This is a genomic window from Methanobrevibacter sp. (assembly GCF_045644645.1).
Lineage (GTDB): Archaea > Methanobacteriota > Methanobacteria > Methanobacteriales > Methanobacteriaceae > Methanocatella.
The window spans coordinates 1-25,777 of the sequence record NZ_JAZRHE010000022.1 but is presented as its reverse complement, the minus strand read 5'-3'; the positions used below and the strand labels follow the sequence as shown (position 1 = coordinate 25,777).

36 protein-coding genes are annotated in these 25,777 nt (G+C 33.8%); 5 read left to right on the top strand and 31 right to left on the bottom strand.

Going from position 1 to position 25,777, the window contains the following annotated elements:
• Position 1: 1 nt before the first annotated feature.
• The 4 genes from ACKI4K_RS01500 to ACKI4K_RS01485 are packed head-to-tail and all read right to left on the bottom strand — an operon-like array spanning position 2 to position 3,311.
• Positions 2-1,012 (bottom strand): AI-2E family transporter, encoded by a 1,011-nt coding sequence (locus ACKI4K_RS01500; RefSeq protein ID WP_407421566.1) that lies wholly within the window; start codon positions 1,010-1,012, stop codon positions 2-4.
• 9 nt (positions 1,013-1,021) lie between these two features.
• Positions 1,022-1,822 (bottom strand): dihydroorotate dehydrogenase electron transfer subunit, encoded by an 801-nt coding sequence (locus tag ACKI4K_RS01495; RefSeq protein ID WP_407421564.1) that lies wholly within the window; start codon positions 1,820-1,822, stop codon positions 1,022-1,024.
• A 2-nt stretch (positions 1,823-1,824) separates the two neighbouring features.
• Positions 1,825-2,736: a dihydroorotate dehydrogenase gene (locus ACKI4K_RS01490; protein WP_407421562.1), complete on the bottom strand. Its 912-nt coding sequence runs from the start codon at positions 2,734-2,736 to the stop codon at positions 1,825-1,827.
• 35 nt (positions 2,737-2,771) lie between these two features.
• Positions 2,772-3,311, bottom strand: a complete 540-nt coding sequence (locus ACKI4K_RS01485) for a coiled-coil domain-containing protein (RefSeq protein WP_407421560.1) — start codon at positions 3,309-3,311, stop codon at positions 2,772-2,774.
• A 106-nt stretch (positions 3,312-3,417) separates the two neighbouring features.
• Here ACKI4K_RS01485 and ACKI4K_RS01480 point away from each other — a divergent pair, with 106 nt between their 5' ends.
• A complete protein-coding gene (locus ACKI4K_RS01480) occupies positions 3,418-4,569 on the top strand; it encodes an NOP5/NOP56 family protein (RefSeq protein WP_407421558.1) in 1,152 nt (383 codons plus the stop codon).
• Between the two features lie 3 nt (positions 4,570-4,572).
• Positions 4,573-5,214, top strand: a complete 642-nt coding sequence (locus ACKI4K_RS01475; RefSeq protein WP_407421556.1) for a fibrillarin-like rRNA/tRNA 2'-O-methyltransferase — start codon at positions 4,573-4,575, stop codon at positions 5,212-5,214.
• Positions 5,215-5,854: 640 nt separating this feature from the next.
• Here ACKI4K_RS01475 and ACKI4K_RS01470 read toward each other — a convergent pair.
• The 10 genes from ACKI4K_RS01470 to ACKI4K_RS01425 form a co-directional block, all read right to left on the bottom strand.
• On the bottom strand, positions 5,855-6,472 hold the full coding sequence (locus tag ACKI4K_RS01470) for a phosphopantothenoylcysteine decarboxylase (protein WP_407421554.1): 618 nt from the start codon (positions 6,470-6,472) through the stop codon (positions 5,855-5,857).
• 31 nt (positions 6,473-6,503) lie between these two features.
• Positions 6,504-7,016: a flavoprotein gene (locus tag ACKI4K_RS01465; RefSeq protein ID WP_407421552.1), complete on the bottom strand. Its 513-nt coding sequence runs from the start codon at positions 7,014-7,016 to the stop codon at positions 6,504-6,506.
• A 22-nt stretch (positions 7,017-7,038) separates the two neighbouring features.
• The gene (locus ACKI4K_RS01460) at positions 7,039-7,578 is read right to left on the bottom strand and encodes a PsbP-related protein (RefSeq protein ID WP_407421550.1); all 540 of its coding nucleotides are present in this window, start codon (positions 7,576-7,578) and stop codon (positions 7,039-7,041) included.
• 21 nt (positions 7,579-7,599) lie between these two features.
• Positions 7,600-8,346, bottom strand: a complete 747-nt coding sequence (locus ACKI4K_RS01455; RefSeq protein WP_407421548.1) for an endoglucanase — start codon at positions 8,344-8,346, stop codon at positions 7,600-7,602.
• Positions 8,347-8,408: 62 nt separating this feature from the next.
• Complete coding sequence (gene pheA / locus ACKI4K_RS01450) at positions 8,409-9,215, bottom strand: prephenate dehydratase (RefSeq protein WP_407421579.1); 807 nt, start codon at positions 9,213-9,215, stop codon at positions 8,409-8,411.
• A gap of 32 nt (positions 9,216-9,247) precedes the next feature.
• Positions 9,248-10,048 (bottom strand): CBS domain-containing protein, encoded by an 801-nt coding sequence (locus tag ACKI4K_RS01445; RefSeq protein WP_407421546.1) that lies wholly within the window; start codon positions 10,046-10,048, stop codon positions 9,248-9,250.
• Positions 10,049-10,069: 21 nt separating this feature from the next.
• Positions 10,070-11,005: a CBS domain-containing protein gene (locus ACKI4K_RS01440; protein WP_407421544.1), complete on the bottom strand. Its 936-nt coding sequence runs from the start codon at positions 11,003-11,005 to the stop codon at positions 10,070-10,072.
• A 60-nt stretch (positions 11,006-11,065) separates the two neighbouring features.
• On the bottom strand, positions 11,066-11,764 hold the full coding sequence (locus ACKI4K_RS01435) for a 7-carboxy-7-deazaguanine synthase QueE (RefSeq protein WP_407421542.1): 699 nt from the start codon (positions 11,762-11,764) through the stop codon (positions 11,066-11,068).
• Positions 11,764-12,279 (bottom strand): 6-carboxytetrahydropterin synthase, encoded by a 516-nt coding sequence (locus ACKI4K_RS01430; RefSeq protein WP_407421540.1) that lies wholly within the window; start codon positions 12,277-12,279, stop codon positions 11,764-11,766. Before ACKI4K_RS01430 ends, ACKI4K_RS01435 begins: the two co-directional genes overlap by 1 nt.
• Positions 12,276-12,869 (bottom strand): DUF366 family protein, encoded by a 594-nt coding sequence (locus ACKI4K_RS01425; RefSeq protein ID WP_407421538.1) that lies wholly within the window; start codon positions 12,867-12,869, stop codon positions 12,276-12,278. The genes ACKI4K_RS01430 and ACKI4K_RS01425 overlap by 4 nt, the downstream gene beginning before the upstream one ends.
• A 142-nt stretch (positions 12,870-13,011) precedes the next feature.
• Between ACKI4K_RS01425 and ACKI4K_RS01420 the strand changes: the two genes are divergently transcribed.
• The 3 genes from ACKI4K_RS01420 to cas4 all read left to right on the top strand — a co-directional run bounded on the left by ACKI4K_RS01420 (position 13,012) and on the right by cas4 (position 15,973).
• Entirely contained in the window at positions 13,012-13,812 is an 801-nt protein-coding gene (locus ACKI4K_RS01420; RefSeq protein WP_407421536.1) for a DUF4013 domain-containing protein, read from the top strand.
• A gap of 48 nt (positions 13,813-13,860) precedes the next feature.
• The gene (locus tag ACKI4K_RS01415; protein ID WP_407421534.1) at positions 13,861-14,934 is read left to right on the top strand and encodes a DNA polymerase subunit beta; all 1,074 of its coding nucleotides are present in this window, start codon (positions 13,861-13,863) and stop codon (positions 14,932-14,934) included.
• 244 nt (positions 14,935-15,178) lie between these two features.
• On the top strand, positions 15,179-15,973 hold the full coding sequence (gene cas4, locus ACKI4K_RS01410) for a CRISPR-associated protein Cas4 (protein WP_407421532.1): 795 nt from the start codon (positions 15,179-15,181) through the stop codon (positions 15,971-15,973).
• A gap of 50 nt (positions 15,974-16,023) precedes the next feature.
• On the opposite strand, the gene ACKI4K_RS01405 is transcribed toward cas4, so the two are convergent.
• The 17 genes from ACKI4K_RS01405 to ACKI4K_RS01325 form a co-directional block, all read right to left on the bottom strand.
• Positions 16,024-16,683, bottom strand: coding sequence for a DUF5612 domain-containing protein (locus ACKI4K_RS01405; protein ID WP_407421577.1), 660 nt, complete (start codon positions 16,681-16,683; stop codon positions 16,024-16,026).
• Positions 16,676-16,939 (bottom strand): energy-converting hydrogenase B subunit P, encoded by a 264-nt coding sequence (locus ACKI4K_RS01400; protein WP_407421530.1) that lies wholly within the window; start codon positions 16,937-16,939, stop codon positions 16,676-16,678. The genes ACKI4K_RS01405 and ACKI4K_RS01400 overlap by 8 nt, the downstream gene beginning before the upstream one ends.
• 9 nt (positions 16,940-16,948) lie before the next feature.
• Positions 16,949-17,947, bottom strand: coding sequence for a respiratory chain complex I subunit 1 family protein (locus ACKI4K_RS01395; RefSeq protein WP_407421528.1), 999 nt, complete (start codon positions 17,945-17,947; stop codon positions 16,949-16,951).
• A 3-nt stretch (positions 17,948-17,950) separates the two neighbouring features.
• A complete protein-coding gene (locus ACKI4K_RS01390; protein WP_407421526.1) occupies positions 17,951-19,078 on the bottom strand; it encodes a nickel-dependent hydrogenase large subunit in 1,128 nt (375 codons plus the stop codon).
• A gap of 12 nt (positions 19,079-19,090) precedes the next feature.
• On the bottom strand, positions 19,091-19,537 hold the full coding sequence (locus tag ACKI4K_RS01385; protein ID WP_407421524.1) for an NADH-quinone oxidoreductase subunit B family protein: 447 nt from the start codon (positions 19,535-19,537) through the stop codon (positions 19,091-19,093).
• Positions 19,538-20,029, bottom strand: a complete 492-nt coding sequence (locus tag ACKI4K_RS01380; RefSeq protein ID WP_407421522.1) for a 4Fe-4S binding protein — start codon at positions 20,027-20,029, stop codon at positions 19,538-19,540.
• A complete protein-coding gene (locus ACKI4K_RS01375; protein ID WP_407421520.1) occupies positions 20,030-21,436 on the bottom strand; it encodes a 4Fe-4S binding protein in 1,407 nt (468 codons plus the stop codon).
• 12 nt (positions 21,437-21,448) lie between these two features.
• Positions 21,449-21,700: an energy-converting hydrogenase B subunit J gene (locus ACKI4K_RS01370; RefSeq protein ID WP_407421518.1), complete on the bottom strand. Its 252-nt coding sequence runs from the start codon at positions 21,698-21,700 to the stop codon at positions 21,449-21,451.
• Positions 21,697-22,173: an MnhB domain-containing protein gene (locus tag ACKI4K_RS01365; RefSeq protein WP_407421516.1), complete on the bottom strand. Its 477-nt coding sequence runs from the start codon at positions 22,171-22,173 to the stop codon at positions 21,697-21,699. The genes ACKI4K_RS01370 and ACKI4K_RS01365 overlap by 4 nt, the downstream gene beginning before the upstream one ends.
• A complete protein-coding gene (gene mbhE / locus ACKI4K_RS01360; protein WP_407421514.1) occupies positions 22,170-22,448 on the bottom strand; it encodes a hydrogen gas-evolving membrane-bound hydrogenase subunit E in 279 nt (92 codons plus the stop codon). The genes ACKI4K_RS01365 and mbhE overlap by 4 nt, the downstream gene beginning before the upstream one ends.
• Positions 22,441-22,776 (bottom strand): hydrogenase, encoded by a 336-nt coding sequence (locus tag ACKI4K_RS01355; protein ID WP_407421512.1) that lies wholly within the window; start codon positions 22,774-22,776, stop codon positions 22,441-22,443. The genes mbhE and ACKI4K_RS01355 overlap by 8 nt, the downstream gene beginning before the upstream one ends.
• Positions 22,773-24,227, bottom strand: coding sequence for an energy conserving hydrogenase EhbF (gene ehbF, locus ACKI4K_RS01350; RefSeq protein ID WP_407421510.1), 1,455 nt, complete (start codon positions 24,225-24,227; stop codon positions 22,773-22,775). The genes ACKI4K_RS01355 and ehbF overlap by 4 nt, the downstream gene beginning before the upstream one ends.
• The gene (locus ACKI4K_RS01345) at positions 24,220-24,606 is read right to left on the bottom strand and encodes a cation:proton antiporter subunit C (RefSeq protein WP_407421508.1); all 387 of its coding nucleotides are present in this window, start codon (positions 24,604-24,606) and stop codon (positions 24,220-24,222) included. Before ACKI4K_RS01345 ends, ehbF begins: the two co-directional genes overlap by 8 nt.
• Positions 24,606-24,839, bottom strand: a complete 234-nt coding sequence (locus ACKI4K_RS01340) for a DUF4040 domain-containing protein (protein ID WP_407421506.1) — start codon at positions 24,837-24,839, stop codon at positions 24,606-24,608. The genes ACKI4K_RS01345 and ACKI4K_RS01340 overlap by 1 nt, the downstream gene beginning before the upstream one ends.
• Positions 24,840-24,841: 2 nt before the next feature.
• A complete protein-coding gene (locus ACKI4K_RS01335; protein ID WP_407421504.1) occupies positions 24,842-25,264 on the bottom strand; it encodes a cation:proton antiporter in 423 nt (140 codons plus the stop codon).
• The gene (locus ACKI4K_RS01330) at positions 25,261-25,527 is read right to left on the bottom strand and encodes a hypothetical protein (RefSeq protein WP_407421502.1); all 267 of its coding nucleotides are present in this window, start codon (positions 25,525-25,527) and stop codon (positions 25,261-25,263) included. Before ACKI4K_RS01330 ends, ACKI4K_RS01335 begins: the two co-directional genes overlap by 4 nt.
• A 34-nt stretch (positions 25,528-25,561) precedes the next feature.
• Positions 25,562-25,777: Na+/H+ antiporter subunit E (locus ACKI4K_RS01325; RefSeq protein WP_407421500.1), on the bottom strand; the 216-nt coding region annotated here is incomplete at its 5' end.

Genomic DNA, 25,777 nt, shown 5'->3' with positions numbered 1-25,777 from the left:
TTCACTCCCCATCAAGAAGATATTCCTTTCTATAATTATCCAATACTGCATAGGTAATTCCTAAAATCAATGGCCCTACAATAAAACCGACAATTCCATATACTAAAGGACCTGCCAAGAATCCAACCAGCAATATCAATGGATGGATATCAGCATAATGACTAGATAAAGCCGGTCTGATATACATATCAATTGTACTCAGGAAGAATCCAAAGAATAACACGACAACAGCCCTTACATAGTTTCCGGTAGCCAAATCTATGAAAAACAAAGCCCAATATATAGGCCAAGGCCCAAATACAGGGATTAATTGAAGTATTCCTGTTAAAACACCCAAAAATATTCCAAATGGATATCCTAAAAGAGAATATCCTATGCATCCGAAAATTCCAATGATGACTGATGTCAAGAAGTGTCCATAGAATATGCTTTTTAAAACATCCTTAACAGATTCGATAGTATTGTCAAAAAACTGTTTGGAATCATCCGGAACAAAAGATTTAACGAACTCTAAGCAGTTATGCCCATCACGAATGAAATAGAATACAGAACAAACCAAAATAAATAAATCTAAAGTAATATTAGCAAATTTACTTAAAAATGTAACTGTATAACTTAGGACATAACTTCCAATATTATTGATTGCATTATCAATATATGAATCAATTGAGTTTGCATTTGCCGGCAAATATATTGAAAATTGATTTACAACGTTATTCACATCCGCATCGTTAGCCAAGACCCATGTTACAAAGGTAGATACCTCAAATACAATATAATAAACCAACAATATCAATGGTATCAAAACCACAATCATGGCCAATAAAATTGACACAGAGGAATATTTTAATTTGGATTGGATTTTACGGGCAACAGGCCTAATTGCATATGCTAAAATAGCGCCCAATATAATCATGTTCAAAACGGGAAAAATAAACATTAAAGAAACTACTAATAGAAATATTATCAACAATATCGGCGGAGTGATATATTCTTTAACATCAATTCCCATCATATCACCTTAATATTTTAAGCCAGAAGCATCCCTTCTATATTTTGCAAACTCTGTAATCTGACTAATTTTTTCATTTTCAAAAACAGGACCTTCCACACAAATTCTCCAACCTTCGCCATCAACACAGCATTGCCCACATACCCCCAAAGCACATTTCATGTATCTTTCAAGGGAATATTGGGCAGGTATTGATGCATCTTCAAGAATATCGAATATTCCTTTCATCATGATTTCCGGTCCGCAAACGAATGCATAATCATAAGTTGAGTCCTCAAGAATTTCCTTAAGGCAGTCTGTTGCAAATCCCTTAAAGCCAAAACTTCCATCATCAGTGCAGCAGTGTACATCAGCACCCAACCCCTCAAGGAGATCTGCAAATAACAATTCATCCTTTGTAACTGCGGCAGAAATAACATCAACATTATTTCCTTTTTTAACTAAATCACTAGCTATTGCATTAACCGGAGCCATTCCAACACCGCCGCCAATAGCCATGATCTTTTTTCCTTCAAATGAATTATTGAATCCGCTGCCGTAACTACCTCTGATACCAATAACATCTCCAACACTTAAATCATGCAATTGTGAAGTAAACTCCCCAATATTTTTAACGGAGATTGCTAATTCATCATCATCAATCTGTGAGATAGACATTGGTTTTTCATTTTTAAAATTCCAAACCATCACAAATTCTCCAGGATTCGGACGGCCCAACTCATCCATGTCCCAATCAAATTTGAATGTTTTAATTGTAGGAGTTTCATCAATAATTTCCTTAATTTCAACAATTTTTGGTTCGTTAATCATTTTTACAACTCCCTATGCGCTAACCCAACCATTTCATCAATGGATGAAAATCCTTTTTTATCCATGAAATATTCTAAACCTTCATTGATTTTACCGAACACTTCAACACCTTCATCCATGATTGCCGTACCTATTTGTACTGCACGAGCCCCGGCATAAATGAATTCGACAACATCTTCAAATGTATAAATTCCACCAACACCGATTAATGGAATGTCTACAGCTTCATAAACTGAATACACATTACTAATAGCTATTGGCTTGATTGCACGACCGCTCATTCCACCGAATTTATTTGCCAGAACCGGACGGGCAACATCAATGTTGATTTTCATTCCCGGGCCTAATGTATTGATTAAGGACAATGCATCAGCACCAGCCTCTTCGCATGTTTTAGCTATTTCAGTAATATCCGTCACATTAGGTGTTAATTTAGCTACAATAGGTACTTCAGCAGCATCTTTTGAAGCTGAAACTATTTTATGACTTAAATTACAATCCTGACCAATAGATGCTCCATAACCATCCATGGCATGGGGACATGAAATATTTAATTCAATCATGTCAACATACTCCTGAACCTCACCAACCAATGTAGAAAACTCATCCGGAGTTGCACCATAAATGGAAGCGATTACAACATTATTTTCATGGTCTATTTTTTTTAATTCCTCCTTGAAGTTTTCAACGCCAGGATTTGAAAGTCCGATTGCATTGATAATGCCCCCATCAACTGCAACAGTCGTAGGGTTTACATAACCCGGATGAGGATTGATGGAAAACGATTTTGAAACTACTCCTCCAGCACCAGATTTTAAAATCCAATTCATAGATGAAGCATTACTGCCCATAATACCTGCAGCCAGCATTAATGGATTTCTAAATTCCACTCCACAAATTTTTGTTTTTAACATTATATCAACCTAATACTATTTCTGATTTTAATTATTTAATTAGTTTTTGTTAATTTGTCAATTATTTCTTGATATTTTTCATTTTGTAATTTTAAGCTAATAACATTAGTTTTATTAGATTTAATAATTTCTTCTTTTGACTTAATTAGATTACCAATGTGTTCATCCTGTTTTTCAATAATTAAGTCCTTCTGTTTTAGTAATTCCTCATAGTTTTTGGAGATCTTCTTCAATTGCAATTCCAAATTCTCCGTATTTGAATTGATCTGATGTTTATAATCGTCAATCAATGACCTCAAATATTTTACTTGGTCATGCTTATCCTCGATGATGGTGTCTTTTTCTTTGATTTTATCGTGCAAGTCATCTAATTCTTTCATCCGGGCCTTGTCATAATCAATTTTTGTATCTAATTTATCCTCCAAATTTTTATTTTCATATTTTAACTTTGTAGAATAAAGCTTTAATTTGTTAATTTCTTCATTTTTAGCTTCAAGTTCCATATTAAGCTCATCAATTTCCGCATTTTTAAGCTCCAATTCATTTTTTAAATCACTAAAACTTTCATTTGACATAATCACAAATCCAAAAATAGTTATAAAATAGTTTTAATTTTCAAATAAGTTAAATCTTTTCATAATATAAAAATACTTATTAAAAATAAAAAAAATATTTTAATTCATGGAATGTTATATAACTTACTGCATTAAGGGATTTTTTGCTTTTGATAGTGCGAATGAACTAATAGCTGAAAAATTATTTCCACAAAATGAAATAATAGAACGATTAGCTGAGATTGATAACAAACAAATTGTTAAAGAAGAGATTGAAATTATTGAAGAAGTCTTAAAAGATTATGATGAAGTGATTATTGAATCAAATAAAAGACTATCCAATTACAATAATGAAAGAATTAAAATCCAAACCCCTAATCAAGCAGGGGATTATCTGAGAAGCAGCTATGACAAATTTGATTTGAACAATGATGAAATTACAGAAATTTATCAAAATCTGGCGATATACAAAATCAAAAAGGAATCCGCATCCGAAGATAAACATTTAATTCAAGCTGTAAACTCCATTGAAGAAATAGATGAGACCATCTCAAAATTGATTGAAAGAATAAGGGAATGGTATGCACTATATTTTCCAGAAATGGATGTCATTAAAAATAATGAAACATATATCAAGCTGATTTCCCAAAATAAAACAAAAGAAGAAATAATAAAGGCAAAGCTCGATGCATTTCCAAACAACATTATTGACATTGATGAAGACATCAACATTGAAGATTTGGAAATAATGAATAATTATGCAAATTCCATTTATGAACTTCAAAAATCAAGAAAAAATATTGAGGAATATATTGACCATAAAATGGAGTCAATTGCTCCAAATTTAAGGCTTTTAGTCGGACCGACACTAGGCGCCAAATTAATATCCCACGCAGGTGGAATTAAAAGGCTTGCAATGTATCCTTCAAGCACCGTCCAAATAATGGGTGCTGAAAAAGCGTTATTCAGACATTTGAAGAGTGGAGACAGACCTCCCAAATATGGTCTGATCTATCAGCACCCCCAAGTACGTGGTGCCAAATGGTGGAATCGTGGAAAGATAGCTAGAATGCTTGCAGGCAAAATATCACTAGCTGTTAGAAGGGATGTTTTTACCAAAACAATTGATGAAAATGTTGCAGAAGAATTTAAAGAAAAAACAGATGAAATAGAAAGAAATAATCCATTTCCAACAAAAACGACTAAAAAAAGAAAAGAAGAAAAGGCCAAATCAAAAAATAAAAAGAGAAAAGGGAAAAAGAAAAATAAAAGGAGATAGGTCATGAAAGTTTATTTTAAAGATGGAAATGTTGCAACTAAAAATTTAACTCCAGGAATATCAGTTTATGGAGAAGAATTAATTGTAGAGGATGAAGAATATAGAATATGGAATCCTAGACGTTCAAAATTAGCTGCAGCACTTTTAAATGGATTAGAAAATCTGGAGCTTTTGGACACTTCAAAAGTACTGTATTTAGGTGCATCAACCGGAACTACTGTTTCCCACATTTCAGATATCGTAATCAACGGGAAAATATATGCCGTGGAATTTTCACCCACAACAGCTAAAAAATTAGTCCAACTTTCACATCAAAGGTTTAATATTGCTCCGATTTTAGGTGATGCAACCAAACCCAAAGGATATCTAAACATTGTTGAAAAAACAGACCTAGTATACTGTGATGTTGCCCAACCAAATCAAAGCGAATTGTTTATGAGAAACATGAACTTATTTTCAAAAGATGAAGGTATTGGTCTTTTAATGATTAAAGCTAGAAGTATTGATGTTGTACAAAAACCTAAAAAGATATTCAAGGAACAAGAGAAGAAATTGAAAGAGAAAGGCTTTAAGATTGTTGAAAAAGTAAAACTGGAACCATACGAAAAAGACCATATTGCATTTTTAGTGGAGAAAAATTTTTAAAATAAATCGCCTGATTTATGAGTGATATATAGCAGAAAGATAATTCTAAGAAAAATAAAAAATTACTACAAAAACCACTGAAAAGTATTACTTAGATACCTTTTTATACTATGAAATAAAATATAAAATATGCTAATGCAAATAAAATAAAAGTTCATTTAAGCGTCCTTTAGGTTGATTCACTCTATTAATCACTCCATTTAACTGACGCCTAAAGGCATGAACTTATTTTATTAAAATACTTATTTTAAAAAAACTTTTTTTCAAAGATGATTTTGCTCATTTTATTTAGAAAAGTATTACTGACTAATGCTTGAATTGGCCTAATAAATTACAGACTATACTAAAAAAATAATTCAAATAAAACATTAAATTGAAATCAATTTTGCAATAAGAATATAACCATATGCCAAAAACAAAATTGATATAATCAAACAATTTTGAAATAAAGAAAAAATAAAGAAAATCCATATTCAACAATCTTGAAAAATAGTCTTGAGTTTTGCTTCCAGTATATTGATTATATGATTAATAAAATAGATGTTTTTAATAATTGATTGACAAATAAATTAAGAACCATTAAATAATATAAAAATAGCCAATTAAAAATGGAAATATTCTGTGGTACATCTACATGCGACTATATTTTTTCAGAAATTACATCAAAAATTGCCTTTGCAATTTCTTTTTTTGAAGCTAATGAGACCGGCAAAACATCACCGTCACCACCCACAATCAAAACTTCGTTATTATCAGACCCAAAATGACATCCATCACGGGAAATATCATTTGCAATTACCAAGTCTGTTCCTGCATCATCAATTTGTTTTTTAGCACAGCCAATTATATCCTCACGGGATATGTTAAACTCGGCTTTAAATCCGACTAAAAATATACCTGGATTGATTTTTTTAATTTGACGAATAATTTTGGTGGTTGGTTTCAAATTAAGAAAAAGGGAACTGCTTGAATCTATTTTATTTTCTCTTTTCTTAAACTCAAAGTCTGATACTGCAGCTGCAGAAATAAATATGTCATATCCTGAAACCACATCCAAAATAACATCATTCATCTCATTACCTGTTTCAACATGGATGACATCAAAAACCGATGGAATATCCACAGTAACATTAGCCACAACCAGTGTCAAATCAGCGCCACGAATATATGCCTCTTTAGCCAATTCCAAACCCATTTTTCCAGAGGATTTATTGGTTATTCCCCTAACGGAGTCAATAGGTTCATAGGTTCCGCCCATACTTATTAAAATCTTTTTACCTTTAATAGTATCAGTCCTGTTTATTTAAATTAATAGTCCTTAATGATTCGAGAACAATATCCTCCCTTGATGGGAATTTTGCTTTTCCTTCATCCATTCTTGGATTAATAAAAGTAGCTGAACCTTCCTGTTTGATTTTATCAATATTCTCTTCAATAGCCTTATACATTGAGTCATGCATTGAAGGAACAAAAATAATTGGAGTATCATGCCCATAAGCAGTGATCAATAAAGTTGAAATTGCATCATCAGCTATCTTATGTGCAAATTTAGAAATCGTATTTGCAGTGGCTGGAGCAACCAATATCAAATCCTCCTGAGCGTATTTAACATGCTCTATTTTACCAGTTAACTTTGTTACAACTTCATCACCTGTTGCAAACTCCATAGAATTAGGATGAATTATTTCACAAGCTGCGTCACTCATAAAACATTTAACATCCACATCATTTCTTCTAAATTCACGAGCTAATTTAATTGATTCAGTAGCTGCAATACTACCTGTAACACATAAAACAATCATTTAAACACCTTAAAAAAAGAAATTAAGTAATTTGAATGTCTGACAGCATATAATCAAAAACATACAAATTATTTTCAAATTGATCTAGTGGTGCACTATATAATAAAACATAAGCCTGCCCTCCTTTTTCAAACCAAACAGCTTTATGTTCTTTTTTCATACCATTAGTATCAGAAGTATAAATATATTCCACAGCATCTTTACCGGAAAGCATTAAACCCCCTGAAGACACCAATTCATAATCAGGATCCTTTGACATGGATTTGTATGTGCTATTTACAAATGAATAAAAATCCCCTTCAATAGGCCTTTTCTCAACATTAATATTGACCTGACCAATTCCAAAGGAATCAATGGAACTAATTTTGGAAATTGCCATTATTGAATAAGAAGAAATTGCATCAGAGTAACCCCAATCAGACGGATAATTAATAGTAATACCACTATTAGATAAAGATAAAACACTGGTAGTATTTGAACTGGCACTGACAGCTGAAACAGAAAAGACAAATAATGCAAGCATGAATATTATGATTCCGTTTTTTAATATTTTATTTTCCATAATCTCACCCCAATCAGGAAGTTATCCTTGATTGCCTCCGCTATCCGATTGACCCCCACTATCAGATTGGCCTCCTCCCTCGGATTGGCTTCCACCATTAGTTGAACCAGAATCAGATTGTTGACTGCTCTGAGAAGAACTTGAATGGTCTGCACTATGAGTATTTGAAGTATCAACAGTAGTGGTAGTAGTGGTAGTAGTGGTAGTTTCAACGGTATTCTCAACATTACCACCCCAGGAATTATTATTAGTATTGTTTGAGGATTTGGTTGTTTTATTAGTCGTTTTAAGAACTTCATTAAAATCAGGGAATGCAGTGTCTTGAACTGTTGCTACGGCTTCTGTTTGAGATACAGTGTCAAAATCAAAATTGAACACACCATATGCGACACCGGCAGTGAAACCAATAACTAATACCAATAATAATAACAATTTAAAGGTGCCTCCATCCATAGACGATTTTTTAGTTTTATTATATCTAGCATCGCCTTTTTTAGGATTGATAATGTATTTTTGAACCAAATCCTGTTCTTGTTTCTTTTTATTGCTGGTAGGTTTTTTACTTCTTTTTCTCTTTTTATTATTGGAAGAAGATTTGCCTTGCATAGACCTAATCTTTCTTGTAGCTGCTTCAGCATCAATAGTATTTAACTTATCTTCATATTTAGAACGAAAATAACTATATTTATCAGCAGAAATTTTACCAAATCTATAATCTGCTTCCAAACTACTTATGATTTTAAGAAGTTTATCTCTATCTTCAGACATTCCTACCCTCCCTGAACATTATAATAATATAATATTTAACATCATTAATTAATAAGTTTATCTTAAAATTCCGGATAAGAACCTAAAACTTTCAAAAAATAAGTATTTTCTTTGATTTCTTTGAGGATATTTTGGATGACTTCGTCATCCTGGTGCCCATTGAAATCAACAAAAAACAAATATTTGCCCAAACCCTTTTTGGAAGGTCTTGACTCGATTTTTGTTAAGTTAATATTATCTTTTTCAAATATACCCAAAATACGATACAAACCACCCGGACGGTCTTCATAGATTGAAAAAATAATTGATGTTTTATCTTTTCCTGTCTTTTCATGACTTTCCTTTGATAAAACAACAAATCTGGTTTCATTATTATCGGTATCTTGAATATTTGACTCAAGAATCTCCAAATCATATAACTCAACCACTTTTGCATTACCAATTGCGGCTTTGGATTTATCACCAACAATATTTTTAGCAGCATTTGCCGTGCTAATTGCATAATGAGGCTGTATCTTATTTTCAGCGATGAACTCCTGACATTGGGCTATAGCCTGGGCATGAGAATATACATCTTTAATATCCTCCATTTTAGTTCCAGGATTAACTATCAAATTTTGATTAATCGGAATAATTATCTCTTTATATATCTTTAAATCAAATTTATGGGCTAATGAATCGAGTGTAATTCCAACAGGCCCTTCAATTGAATTTTCAATTGGAACAATACCTAATGAACACTCACCATTACTTACACTTTCCATCACAGCAGGAATGGTGCAATACGGAATTAAATCTTGCCCTAAAATACTGGCGGCTTCATGAGTGAAAGTGCCCTTAGGCCCCAAAAATGAAATAAGAGAAATAATACTCACCCCTAAAAAAAATAAAAAAAGGATATTCAAGATTCTAATTTTTCAATTAGTCTTAAAATATCAGTTTGTGTTATAATACCAACAACCTTATCATTTTCAACAACCGGCAATCCATTAAAACCAGTTTCCATGATAATATTAGATACTTCAGTTATGGACATGTCTCTTGAAACAAATACCGGGTTTGAAGACATGATATCCCCAACTAAAAGGTCTTTAATTTGAGATTTTTGGTATTTTTCAGGAACGGATTTTCTGAATTCAATGAAAGCTCTCATCAAATCTTTGGAAGTGACCATTCCAACAAGTTTCTCATCATCAACAACAGGTACTCTGCCAATGTGTGCTTCAAGCATTTGTCTTCTTGCATGAACTATTCTTTCTGTTGGTGAAACAGAAACCACATTTTTACACATTACCTCTTTAACAGATATCTTATCAAATGCAATGCCATTGGCGAGAGTAACAAAATCAGCTTTTGATACAATGCCAACCATATCATCCCCATCCATTACCGGAACGGATCCAATACCTTTTTCTAGCATTATTTTAGCTACTTCACCTAATTGCATTGACTGAGGAACTGTAATAACATCTTTAACCATTACAGAGGAAACATGAAGCCTTGAGGCCGGCATGTTTTCATATTTTGAAGAACCAAGCTTGTTGGCAATGTCCCTCTCAGAGATAATGCCTGCCAGTTCTTTGTTATTTGTTACAGGTAAACGTGATACGTTATGTTTACGGAACAATTTTAAAGCATCAGTAAGATTTTGATCTTTGTCTACAGTAATTAAATCCTCAGACATCAAATTCTTAATTTGCATGTTATCATCTCCTATTAATGTTTAATATCTTTTAACTGCATTTAAAATGTCTCTTTCAGTGATAATTCCAATTACTTTATCATTTTTGACAATTGGAACGCCACCGATATTTCTTTCTGCGAAGAGTTCGCATAACTCGCCAACAGTCATTGTAGGTTTCACAGTGACAGGGTCATTAACCATTATCTCAGAGACAACTGTTTTTAAAACGTCAGTTGCCAAATTGGAATTCAAATTATCAAACAGTTCTTTTGCATTTAAAAATCTAATAACATCAGTAGAAGTTAATATACCTAATAATTTTTTAGCTGCCTTGGAGATATCCGCTTCACCGCCAACAATAGGAATTCTTCTTAAACCATTTCTAACCATGATTTTGCATGCACCTTCAAGAGGAGTCCCGGGAGTTGTTGTGAACACTTTAGGACTCATGAAATCCTGTACAGTATCTTTGCCGGCCACGCCAGCTAATGATAAAGCAATATCCCTTTCAGTTACAATACCTGCAAGTTTGTCATCCGCATCAACAAGAGGTATAGCACCTAATTGATTATCCAACATTGTTTCAATGGTTTCACCGATTGAAGCTTTGTTAGACAATGTAATTAAATCACGTGTCATGATCTCTTTGACTGGTTCGTTGATTGCAGCCAGGAAGTTGTCTTCATATTTTTTCTCAATAATGTTGAATTTTTTTCCTCCGCCAAAGAAATCTAAGATATCCATTACTGTTACAATACCCAATAATTTACCAGAACCAGGGTCTGTAATTGGCAATCTTCTAAATTCATGTTCCATCATAACTTTGGCAGTATCTTTGATACTTTTGGAAGGAGGAATAGAAACTACATCTCTGGATGCAATAGCCATGATGTCTCCTTCTTTATCATGAACTTTAGTTTCACGTTCGATTGCGCCTGTATTTGATTTTCTGTTAATGGATGTTTTATCTTTCATTTTCACACCTCTACTATAATTATATTCCCTAAAAATAAAATCGATATGTCAAAAACAAAATCACTCAATATCCAAAATTTTGTGGATTTGAGGAATAGTTAAAACTTCAAAATATTGCCCAACAATCTCGGAAAACTCAAATAATTTAAAATTAATATCCTTCCACTCATCCAGCGGACTAGAAGGTTGGATAATTATTTGAAGACTACTTTTGCTTGAAATATTATCAGATAATTTTTTGATTACCCCTTGAAATGACTTTATTTTTGTTGAAGGCAATATAACTACTTTACAATATACATTTATGCACTTCGCCATTAATAAATTTAGTGATTCAATCTCATTTAAAAATATTTCTTCATCAAAATCACCATCAAAATGCTCTGGCAATTTAATATCTAAAGAAACCATATCTAATTTTTCGATTGAATCGATATTGCCCGGCAAAGTCCCATTTGTCTCCAGCATAATATCTAAATCAAAGTTTTTACTAACTTGAGATATAAATTCAGGATATAGGCTAGGCTCACCTCCAGTAAATGAAATTGCCCTGCAATCAGGAGTTATGATTTTATTAATTTCATCCGTGACATTCTGAGGAGTCATCAGATTTCCTGATTTTTCTGATTTACTATCATTGGTGTCGCAGTAGTTGCAATTTAGATTGCAACCTGCAAATCTAACAAATATTTGTCTTTGACCTATTAAAAGACCTTCACCTTGAAAAGATGAAAAAATTTCAATGATTGGAGCTTTCATTATAAATCTTTCCTATACATTGCTCCCTGACCAATTCCCTCATTTACACATACTGAAACTGACTGTAAATTATCATATGTTTCTGATAGTTTTTTTGCCAAAGTTTCCGCGAAAAATTTAGATAACTCTTCAGCGGAGGTATAGGGAAGTGGTAAAAATACACAGTCCACTGATGGAAGAGAATACCCTTTACCATCAATTTTAAAGTAAACTGATTTTTGGTCTTTTAAATCGAAAATAGAATCTTCATTTTTATCAAAGTCCTTAAAATCAATTAAATTATTATAAACGGGGATTAATAATCTATGATCAAGTTCATCACAGATAGCTTTGGTATAAGCCTTAACATCTTTAAAATCAACCACAAATTCAAATTCCCCTGCTCTTTCACCATCAATTTCAACATCCACAAAGTAAGAGTGTCCATGAATAAATCCGCAGGATTCATGGCCGGGAATTACATGAGCAGAAGAGAACCTTAAATTTGATTGAATGCCATTAACTAAAATCTTCATCCTAACACCTTTGTTTTACTAATATCATTTTCAATTGTTTCCAATTCATTGGTGAATCTGTTTACAGTTTCATTTATTAAATCCAATAAGTTATTTTCATTAAATATCTGTTGATTGTTAACATCAATATCATATAATCCAATTGTTTCAACATCATCGGGAGTTCCTTTATCTTCCAAATTAAGAGCGAAATGAATCTTCGCTGAACTTAAAGATATGGAAGCTATTGAAATGGATAGCTTTCTACCGTCAACAAAAATATCATCACCTTCCCTTTTTGTTTTTACTCCATATTCTGCTAAAATTTCTCCAAATATCATTACCAGCAACCTTTGCCTTAAATAAGCAACCCTCATGTTTGGAGGCTGCTGATCAAAAAATTCGCAAATAAAGTTAACCATGTAATCTGATTTAATTTCCAGGCCAACATCTGCAAAATCCTTTAAATTATCTGGAGCGATATTGACTGGGCCAATCCATGTTATGATGGATGATCCGTAAATTCCGAATTCCTGAAAGGCCCAAGATGGGTTAATCTGACTTCCGTCATATTCAAAAATTTCATCAACATGCTTATGAGTAATAGTCATAGTAAAAACCTAAAAAATTAATTATACTATTAAATATAGTGCACTCAAATTATATAAACTAAACTAAAAATTGGTCTAATCTAGAAGATAGTACATTAAAAAATAATAACTTTAATAACAATCAAAAGCAAATATTAAGTATATGGATACTTCTGAAATTATTAAAAAGGCTGTAAGTCTGCCATTTAGAGCCTATAAAGGATTTATTTTGGTCATATTCCTATTTTTCCTATCTGAAATGGTGAATGAAATATTTAATCAAATTGAAATTGGAGAGTTGACAATGATGCTCTATTTTGCAATACCTCCAATATTTGCCATGATTATTCTCGGGTTCTGCATATCCATTGTCTACCACTACATTGATGATTCATTTGATATAAAAGAAGTATCACTTAAAACAACTACCAAAGCGGGCTTTAAAGACACATTAATAGAATTTTATTATTATTCATTGACAATAATCTTTACAACAGTTATAACATATTCCTTGGGAATTTATCACAACATCGATTCGTTATTAGATGGAATATCATACGTGGACTACAAGGTCAATACCTTAACTTTTCCCGAATTATTAAAGTTATTCACCCCAGACACATACCATCAATTAGCTTCCTCCGTCATAGCCACATTGGCAATATTTGTTATACTGTTTGCAATATTTTTCTCATATTGTTCATTGGCCAAAATTAGGTTGAAAGAAACTGGAGATATAGGAGAATCAATGGATTTCCTTAAGCTTACAAAGATTATCAAACAAAAAGGCATTAAAAAATATTTATCTTTCGTGATTTTAACTTTCATCATACTGGCATCAGTATTGTTCCTTATGAAAGCATTAGAAGCACATCCTTTAATAGGCAGCCTAATTTCCGCATTTACAGAAGCCTTTGCACTATTTTTCATCTTAGATTCATTCAGTTTATACTATTACTCTTAACAACATTAATTAATAAAAAGGACAATATTTAATCAAGGAGTTAAAACCATGAAACAAGTTAGAACAAGAGATTTCATTTACACCAGCGATGACCTGTATTTCGCATCAACCAATTACATTCACTCGGAAGACAGGGTAATTTCCTTTTTAAGGTATGTCCCAGACCCTGAAGGGGACCGTGAAAAAAATGGTAAAAGATATAGGAAAGTAGGGTCTGAAGAAGCCTACACATTTCTAAGAGAAAATCATCCTGACTATTTATATTTCTGTGATGTGACCAATGTTGAAATGATGGGGGTTCCTCTGGACAAAGTCGAAAGGATAATCAAACCGGAAGAAAGGTTGTTGGGTCTTAAAGAGACTTTTGAAAATGGCGGTGAAGTCAAAAATCCGGAATTAATAGCCAAATTGATGGATGTTGCTGACTTTTTCCATTTTATGGCAGATATTCCATATGACCACTTAGGAATTTCAGGTTCAATATTGCCTGGACTTCAAAAAAGTGATGTTAGTGATTTGGACTTTGTTGTGTATGGTCTTGACAACCACAGAAGAGCGATTGCCGCTTTTAAAGAAAACAGAGGCAAGGAAGTTTATCTCAAAGAGGTTGACAAACACATCACCGTTCAAGGCATCACCGATGATTATTGGGATTTTGTATACAACAAAAGAATGAGCGATGCAAGCCTAACTAAAGAAGAATTCAGATGGTACGAAAATAGAAAAGCGAATAGGGGAACAATAAATGGAACTCTATTCGATATCTTAGCCACTAAAGACTACGATGAAATTGAAGGCACTTGGGGAGATACAGTTTACGAACCCCTTGGAATAGCGCAAATCGAATGTGATATCGTGAGCGCTCTTGGAGCATTCGACAACCCTTCATTATACACAATTGAAAATGTTGAAGTCTTAGACGGCGTTGATGTGCCTTTAGTTGAAGTCGTTTCATTTACACACACCTATGCCGGCGAAGTGATTGATGGAGAACACGTGATAGCCAAAGGCAAAGTGGAAAAAGTTATTGTGAATGGTGAAGATGACCATTATAGGCTTGTTGTTGGAACTACCCGCGAAGCTATTGATGAGTATCTGAAGCTTAAGGAAAGCCCAGCTTAGATTATTCCTCATTTTTCTGAGAGATTGCCATCTCTCAAAACCTATTTTTGTATTCCCAATTGCATTTGCAAAACTGCCTGCAATAAACAAACATTATTATGATGCATAAAATTGAGTTTAAATAGCAAAATTACTAGCTATTTACTTTTTTTATTTAATTTAAAAGAATTTACTGTATTTATAACTTCTAATTATTTATATTATTAATTTTAAAGTAATATTACAGAATTTTAGAGGTTATTTTATGATAAACATATCTTCAATAAAAACACACATGTACTGTCCGATGAGCTTATACATCCAAAATCATGTTGATGAAACAGAAAACAAGAATTACCAATTAGCAATTGAGATTAAAAAGCTTAAAATTGATATTTTTGACTTAATTCAAAAAAATATGCGTAAAATCAAACAAACAATGAATATCCAGGAAATTGAACAAAAATTGTCATACAATATTGATTCATACATTCAAAACACTGCTGATTCAATAAAATCATTGGATTTGGATCTTGAAAATTCGCAAGTAAACGAAATAATTGATGACACTTATTTTAACATCAAAATAATAGCTTTAAAAATCAAACAAACAATGAATATCCTCAATAAAAATGCATTTGAGATAATTGACATGTTTTTCCCCAACTGCATGTATTCCTATATGTTAAAAGATACCCAACTTGAATTAATTGGAATATGCGATAAAATAGAAATTATTGACGGAAAATATTACCCAGTAACCATTAAAAATTCAAATCCCCCATTGAAAGGGGTGTGGGATCAAGATGCAATAGAACTAGTGGCATATGCAATACTCATTGAAGAGGAATTCGATACCGAAGTCTTTGTTGGTTTTGTCGATTATGAAAAAATCGGCGAAAGACGCCCTGTTGTGATGGATGTGAATTTAAGAAAAGGACTATTCGAAGTAATGCGTGAAGTTAAAGAAATAACGGAAAACAAAAAACTTCCAAAAGTTAAAAGCCACGTTAAAAAATGTGAAAGATGTGAATACAAAAATATTTGCATTAAAGATTAAAATTAAAGGGAGTTATTAAAAATAACTCCCCTATATGTCCATAAACATGATTAAAATTTAATATTGTCGCCTAAACGATTAATGTCAAAAACAGCAGTGTCTGCAACAGACATTACCGCCAGAACACCCGCCTGAATAGGATCGGTGATAATTAAATCAGCGTATTTGGTAACACTTCCCGGCATGTTAAGTGAAATTACGATTAGATCACCCTCTTGCTTAACTTTCTTAACGGCTTCCGTAATTTCTCCACCCATAAGTGAACCCGCCAAAACTAGAGCGCTTACACGAGGCAATCTTGAAATGGCTTCAATAGCTTCTGCCAAAGATTTTTCACCAACCAATGGAATTGTATCAATGCTTATGCGTTCTCCACGTATATTATGCCTATCTGCTTCCGTGATTGCACCCATAGCTACTTGAGATACCTGCGCCCCACCACCGACAATAATTATACGTTTGCCGTAAATGTCCAATTGGGAACCATGTAGTTCAACAGACTTAACTTCCCCAATATCTTCCAAATCTGAGACCAATTCGTCTATATCTTCAACATGTTCCAATTCCAAATTAATGGAACCGATGTTGTTCTTTTCGACGAAAAGATGGACATAGCTAATGTTAGCACCATGATTGGTGATAACATCAGTAATATCATCCAATACGCCTTTTTTCTCATCTGATTTAATAGTTAATGTATAATCACTCATTTTTTGGCCTGATTTTGTCCAATTCTGCATGAGCCCTTTTCCACATGCTTAAATAATTATCATCTTTAGTTACGGGAATGACTTCAAGACCCAATGCCTTATGTTCAGCAATCCATTCCTCATGAAATACAGGTATTTCTATTTTAATTGGCTCAGAGGTTTTATTTATAACAATCAAATTTCTGTAAGGAAAATCCCATTCTACAATGTATCCTCCAAGACTTACCATATGATACGGCCTCATAACAAATTTCATAAAATCACCTCATAATAATCCAAGTACAATAGATAACATTCCAAGCAATGTAGCTCCAAGTATTGTTGGCAATAACTGTCTGTTTGTAAATACCGGGCTAAATGCAGAGAAGATTCCCATCATGACTACAAATATTAATACCACCACAATGTTAATCAAAATACTAAATGACGTAATTGTTGGAGGAACTCCAAGGAACAATACTGAAAACAACACGCCAAGGACAAACATGAAAAATCCTCTGGTCAAATAAACGATAGCCCTGTATTTTGAAGCATATTCCATGTATGGTCCTTCAATAACATCACATTTCGCTTTAATTATTGAAAATGGATATTCGTTTAATATAATCATATAACCTATGAAAAATACAATGGCTGCAATGGCACCGGAAACTGTAAATAGGAATGGTCCATTAATCTGCTGATATCTAACAATATCTCCTAAGAAAATGCTTCTTGCCTGAGTCACAGGTGCAAACAATGCCAGATATAACGGGAAAGAACCATAAGTAATCATTCTTAGAGATCTTCTTGAACTTATGTCTTCAATGAATGACCTTGTTACACTATTATGGGCCGCACCCTTAATTTGGTCAGGGAACGGCATTCTAACGGACATGACAGATTTGGATAATGCTCCCATCAATACATAACATATCTCTTCAACTTTCAAAAGACCTACAATAGCCACCAGACTTGATAATGCCGGAATTGCAAAAGCTTGTGGAGTTAATGCGATTAGCAAACATAAAACCACAATAAAACATATTATTGGCAATATCTTATATAACCCAGGAACTGGAGATTCGACTTTAACATTTTTCTTAAACATGAATTTAATAGGAGCCATAATTCCAGGAGCAATTACAACAGGCCCGATTCTTTGCTGAATTCTAGCATGAATATATTTTCTTTCAATGCCAGGTAGCAATGTTGAAAGTATAAAGCAAACCAATACCGTGATTATTACTGCAAGAATTGAATAGACAATAGTATTTGAAAACATGATTTATCTCCTAATAATTTCAATTGCTCTATCAGTACATGTAAAACATGGGTCACATTGTACGATGCATAATTGGGCATCTGTAATCTGGTCTCCGATACATGCATATTGCATTGCACCAATATTTGCCATCGATGGAGTTCTTATTATACAGTGCCTTACCCTTCCACTTTCAAGTGCATATGAATGATATAAGGTTCCTCTTGGAACTTCAATATAACTTTCAGTAAAATCAGTGTCAAACATTTCCCAATTCCTATTAACTATTTTGCCTTCAGGGATGTTGGCAATAGCCTGACGTATGATTTTAATTGATTCAAATGATTCAAGAGCTCTCATTACCAAATTTGATTTCACATCACCATCCGGCTGTGTGATTACGTTAAAATCAAAATTATCATATTCAAACATTGTTGTTCTCAAGTCCCTTGCAACACCAGTTGCCCTAAGTGTTGGTCCGGTCACGGCCAGATCAATAGCTTGCTTTTGTGGAAGCACACCAATTCCTGTAATCCTTGACATCACGATTGAATCTGCTGTAAATCTTTCTACAAATCCTGTAAGCCCTTCTTCAACTTTATCCATATCTTCCTTAAGCCTTAACAATTTAGCATCATCCAAGTCACATCTTGGCCTTACTCCACCTAAAACAGAGCAACCGTATTGTACCCTATTACCTCCAATCATTGCAAGCAATTCCATTACGATTTCCCTCAGGTAGAATACTCTCATTGAAAATGTTTCGTGAGCCAGCACTTCACAACCGTGTGCCAAATACAAAAAGTGTGAATGCAAACGTTCAAGTTCACCCATTATGACACGAATATAAGTGGCCCTTTCTGGAATTTCAATACCCAGGCCTATTTCAGCAGTCCTGCATGAATTCCATATATGTGAATTGGAACAAATTCCGCAAATTTTTTCAGTTAAGGAATTTGCCTTTTCGACTGGAAGACCTTCCATAATCCTTTCAATACCCATATGATTAACACCAATAGTGATTTCCGCTTCCTGAACTATCTCATCCTCTACGAAAAATCTCACCCTATATGGCTCCAATGCAGCAGGGTGAACTGTACCCATTGGAATTTCAGTTTCAATAATATTACTTCTTGGTACTTTCTCATCCATCAAATCCCCTCTTTAATCCGCATCCAATAATATAGGTAACAGTGATACGACTCCGGCCAAGACATCTTGCGGCCTTACGGCACAACCCGGAACTTTCGCATTTACCGGTATAATATTTTCGACTGGCCCTTCAATTTCCTCTGATGGAATATCACCATAACAGTTTTTGTATACTCCACCCATCAAGGCACAACTTCCTGCAGCTACAACCAACTTAGGATTAGGAATAGCTTTATAGATTTCCTCCAATGGTTTTCTGTTTAAATGTGTAACCGGCCCTGTAACAACCAATACATCAGCTTCACGAGGATTCCAAGTTAAAAACACATTATATTGCTCAGCATCAAATCTCGGTGATAATATTGAGTTGACAATCTCAATATCACATCCATTACATCCACCAGTATAAACCAACATGACATGTATTGCCCTTGCTCTTGAAAATGATTTAATGCCCATCTAATCACCTTCCTCCTTATTTTTCAATACTGTTGTATCTGACAAGTATTGTGCAATGAATTTAAGCTTATCCTCTGAAATTTTAAATGGTTGTTCTATGAATTCGCTAACATCGACTTCCTGATCGCCCACACAACTAGGATGTATAGTTCCTTTTTCACCATAAAGTGAATATATCGGGCAGAAATCATGACAGTAATAACATACAACACATTTTTCAAGATTAATTTCAGGTACTTCAGTTTTAGTCCAACCATCAGTTATTTTAACAGGACTTGCTAATTTTTTCATCTCGACTGCACCTGTCGGACAGACATTTGCACAACCCCCGCATCCAATACAAGCCTTTTCATCAACCCTATCATCGACTTCTACCGAAAGTGTTGAGATTTGCCTTCTCAATTCCATGTCTGTAACCCTATCAGCTGCAAAAAAGATTCTTTTAAAGTTAGTGAAAGCTCCTTCCAAAGCTATTTTAAGTATATTTCTCATTTAAATACCCTCTATTGAATCTTTAAAATTTCTTTCGAACAAGAATGCTCTTGCAGGACATGCATTTTTACATGCTCCACAATAAGTACACTTTTCATCATCTACTACAAAGTTACCATCAATTTCATCAATTGCTTCATATGAACATATTTTATGACACAACCCACAATGCATACATAGTTTTTGCTCAATGAAATTAAATCCATCTTTAATCTCATTTTTATACAATGTGGATTTAGGAATCGCATCAACAGGACAGTGAACAACACAGTTTTCACATAAGATGCATTTATCTAAGTCAACAGCTATTGTTCCCCTATGTAATGTGATAGCATCTTCCTGGCATAGCTCAACACATATTCCACAAGAAATACAGTCCTCCGATACTGAACCATCCCATGAATGGGTCATGAATTGACGTGCTCCGGTTTCATCACAAACCTGAACACATTTTCCACAGGACACACAGAAACCGGATAATGTAGGTAATTCTTTGTCATCATACTCATCATAAATAAACATCTCATCATCTTCAGCCAATGTCTGAATCGGACAGGAATCGATTGCAAGTTCATGAGTTGTATTTTCTGTATCGGCAGTTGGATCGTATCTTAACTTACCATCGACATTTTTAAGTGATTCATTCTCACATAAATCAGCACATAACCCGCAATTCAGACAGGAAACAATTGAACCGTTTGGTTTTTGATTCAATTTATTAACAATGATCTCAAATCCTTCAACTGAAATTGCATTATGAGGACATGCTTTCATACAATTAAGACAAAGTGTGCATGAAGATTTGTTAACCATTTGGCGTTTGTTCATTGATTCATTAGGACAAACATCACTGCATAACCTACATTCACTACAAATTCCCTCATCTCTATCAATAGAGACATGAATTGCACCAGTTGGACAGTATTCTTGGCATCTTCCACATAAAATACATTTTTCTATATCTGTACCTACATAAGTTCTTGTAACCTCTTTGGTTTTAGTTTCAACCTTATGAGGAACATTGTCCAATGGAGGATTCAAGATTTTTAATGAATTTATTAAATTTAGCTGTTTTTCTTTTTCAAGCTCATATCCATCCACACGATTTGGACATACCTCCTCACATACTCCGCAACGTGAACAGATTCCATATACAATTCCATCTTCAATAGCAATATTGCTGGTTGGGCAATTGTACATGCATATTCCGCAGCCATTACATTTGGCTCTGTCTACAACATAACCCCCATAACTATTGATGAAAATTGCACCATTTGGACAGTTTTCATAACAAATTCCGCAGGTAAGACAACTAAAAGCTATACCATTAATGAATCTAATAGCTTTTGTAGGACATTGTTTAATACATTCCCTTTTTCCATCACATGTATTAGTTGATAAAAACATTATAACAACTCCTTATTTACTCCTTGCAAATAGTAGTTTACCTACAAAAATTCCTATTAAAGCAGATAAAAATGCAGTGGAAATCGGCAAATCTGTGTAAAATGGGAAATTACCTAATTGCCAAGCTACAACAATTCCCGCTATAAGTATTACTACAAATGATGCTAATGTGAATTCTGCATCACCAATATTAAGTTTAATTTGAGATCCGATAATTAAACCAAATAATAATCCGAATATAATTGGCCCTAAACTTAACATCATTCGCTCTCCTCTACTAATTTTTTAAATCCTGCAAATGCAATAGCAATTGAGGACAATCCTACAAATACTTTTAATCCCACAAATATATTGAGATATGGAATGATGCCCGCATTAGTAACATCAGGATAATGCAGAGCATTTTGGAAAGCTACAGGAACAACATTGAGTAAATCTGTTCCTACATTATAAAGATAAAATCCGCCAAGGAACAGACCTATCAATCCAAATATTATGAAACCTAATGCCCCAACTGATTCAAAGATCTCAACATATAAATGAGATAACTCTAATGGAGAATTTCCTAAGCCATAAACAAGGATAGACAATATAATTCCACTAGCTATCATTGCCCCACCTTGGAAACCTCCTCCCGGAGTGATATGACCTCCAAGGACGGTCATTATACCTAAAGAAATCAATAAGATTGAAATTGGAAAAGATATAATTTTTAAAATCATACTACCCTGACTCATCGTTTATCCCCCAATAATCCTCTACCAAATATAAGCAATACTACCAAACCGGCAGTTAACAATATAATTGATTCTCCTAATGTATCGTATGCTCTAAAATCAAATATAACAACAGTGACCATGTTTGGAGCTATCTGAGTTCCTAATGCATTGTAAATGTTGCTTACACCCGGAGTAATCATGCTGCTAATATTAAATATTGCATCAGCCAAAGTGACTGAAAATATTGCAGTCAAGACCGCTGCAAGCAAACTACGAATTGTGTTATTAGACAAGAATACCACCCCAGTATAAACATATGACAATAACCGTAAGTGTTACGATTGCATAAAACAACATTTTTTCAAGTGAATCCTCTTGTTCAATCTTAAACTTAGGAATAAGTGGAACATTTGAAAGTAACACAATGGCCAATATAAATGCAACCAAACCAGAAAGCAAGACATTTACATGGCGCAATAATAATGTTGAGAGCACTAATGAAACAATTAAAAATATTTCTGCAGTAAGGCTTCCAGAAACATCGGCATTAGTTACCGGGCCCGGTGAAAACAATTTTTTAAACTGTTTTACAACATCGAATATCTGATCATACAGTTTCATAATATCCCTCCTACAAAGCTAGAAATTCCATTTGTAACCACATCAGGGAATACACCTAAAAGGACAATTATAATCAATAGCACTCCCATTGCAAATATCATTGAACGAGGAACCTCTTTTCCTTCAAGTTCCAATTCATTTGGTTTTGGTCTTAAAAACATTGCATAGAACGTTTTTACAAATACTACAAATGTAGCTATGCTCACCATTATGGCCAAAATTGACAATTCAGGATATCCGCAACTTAAAGAAGCTTGAACAAGCATTAATTTAGATTGGAAACCGCTTAAAGGAGGTACACCTGCCATGGCCATACCTCCAATCAAAAGCATTATTCCAACTTTTGGATGATATGCCAAAAGGCCCCCTAGTTTGCGTGTATCCACTTCATTTGTTGCATTTACAACAGCACCAAATCCAATGAACAATAATGCAGTAATAATAATTTCATTCAAGGCTTGGAAAAGACCTGCAGTTATGGCAAACTGTGTTCCAAGACCAATACCTAATCCAATGAAACCCAACTCTCCAACAGCCAAAAATCCAATCATCCTTCTGAAATCTGTCTGAGTAAGTGCAAGAGAAACACCCAATATCATAGCCAAGATAGAGAAGAAGACTATGAGAACTTCAAATATTGGAAGTGATGAATATATTCTTAACATGATCAATACGATTGAAATCATTGAAATGACTGTAAATGACTGGAGCAAAGCTGCTCCATGAGGTTCTGCCTTTGAATATATTCCAGACTTGATGGTATGGAATGGTGGTAAACCGGAAGCGTATAACCAACCAAAGAATATTAATGCGAGTGACATCAAGAACACTGGAGAAGAAGCACTGACCAAACCATTATGAACAGCACTGGCAATATCTGTAACATTCACACTACCAGTCAATGCCAATAGGAATCCAATTCCCAAAAGCATTATCGGAGACCCGATTGATCCTAAAACCATATACTTAAGAGCCATTTCATAACTGTAATCAATCGATGAAGCTGCAACAATACCAACTTGTGCTAAAGCCAATATCTCAAAGAATACAAACATGTGGAATATATCATCTGTTAAAATCATTGCTGTAACCGCCGCAGTACCCAAGAACAGCAGGAATAAATACGGTCCTGAAACCTCTTTATATTTGTTTAAATAAATGAACACAACCAAGAATGTTAGAAGACCTATCATTGCAATGAATATTTGTTGCAAGAACGTAAATGAATAGGTAATAGCAGGATGGAACATCACATTTGTTACATTATCCATTATAGGAGCATATCCTCCGAAATAATGAAGGCCATAATTTGAAGCCAGCGGTATGATTGGAAGACAAATCGCTACAACAAATGCAAAAATCTTAGTTACCTTGTTGAATTTTGAAAATGCACTAATAATCAATGCAGCCATCAATGGAACTATAACCATAAGTGGAATTAATTCATTCATTGTATTCCTCCTGTTTTGATGTGTCTGCCAACATTACTTTAGTGGACAAAGTACCATATTTTCTATACAAAACCATTACCAAAGCCAACATAACCGCCAAAGTACTTGCGCCTATTACAATACTGGTGAGCACCAAACCGAAAGGCAATGGATATGCTGCATTTGCTGCAAACCATGAAGTATCCATTCCAGGCATTAAGATAGGTACAACACCGCCAGGCCTATAACCAATAGCAACAATGAATAAATTAGCCCCTTCTTCAATAAAACTAATACCAATTATCTTTTTTATGATATTATCAATGAAAATTGCTGAATAAAGTCCAATAACGACTAAAGCAACAGATGTGAATAATATCGTGATTTGAACGTATGCCATTAGTTATCCTCCCTTTGAGTTTTTTGAACAGCCAAAGCAATAAATACAGGAATTATAACTGCACATACAATTGCCTGTGTTAAAGCAACATCAGGTGCCAAAAGTATTTGGAATAGAACTGCCAGAGCCCCTCCAGAAAATCCTGTCAAAATTGCAGCTTTTAATAAGTCTTTTTGAATAAGAGCAAGGATTGCGCTAATAATAATTATAACCATTAATACAAACTCCAACATTTTTACTCACCCTCATCAATTTCCAACATAGTAACTGAGAACCTTTCATCCACCTTAAGCTTTTCAGAATTTTCACTTTCCAAAGATTGCATTCTTTCTTTAGACTGGATGAAAGGATTACTGTCATCAACAACTTCTTCAACAGCCACTAAATCTAAGTTATTTTCTCTATCTTCTTTTTTCCAATAAGCATTAGCTATCGCATGTGCGGCAAACGGTGCAAGAATAAAGTAGATTCCTGCAAGCAAATATTGGCCAATAGCAATCATAGCAATAATACAGGCAATATCAAAAACACCAAAAATATGGATTCTTGCATAAACAAGATTTTTAGTGTCATTTGATAAAGATAAAACGCCAACTGCTGATACAATAATTAAAAATGCTGATATAATCAGAAGAGCAGATTGAATATATTCTATCATTTATCCTCCCCTCCTACAACTACAGCAAAAACAACAGTGCCAACGAAACCGAATAATATTAAAGCTAAAGATATATCGCTATGGAATCCAAGATTGTATATATCTCCACCAACCAGCAATGCTACCGCAAAAGCATTGATAATTACAGAGCTTGCTAAAAGCCCCATGGCAGTGGATTTATATGCACCTGCCCTTAAAGCAGCCAACATTAATATGATTAATGCAATAACCACCAAATATTTTGAAACAAATAATATATCCATACTATCTCACTCGACTATTTAATGAGAAAATGTATTATTCCAACATTTTCTTAATATACGGTTCAAAAGGAATAATATCCTCTTTTTCTCTTGGAGAAATAGCAGCTACTTTAATAATGTTATTTTCACTGTCCAAATCGACAGACAAAGTACCAGGAGTTAAAGAAATACTATTTGCTAAAATTGTTTGAGAAACAGGCCTCTCCAAAACTGTTTCAATATCAACAACAATAGGATCAATATTTCTCCT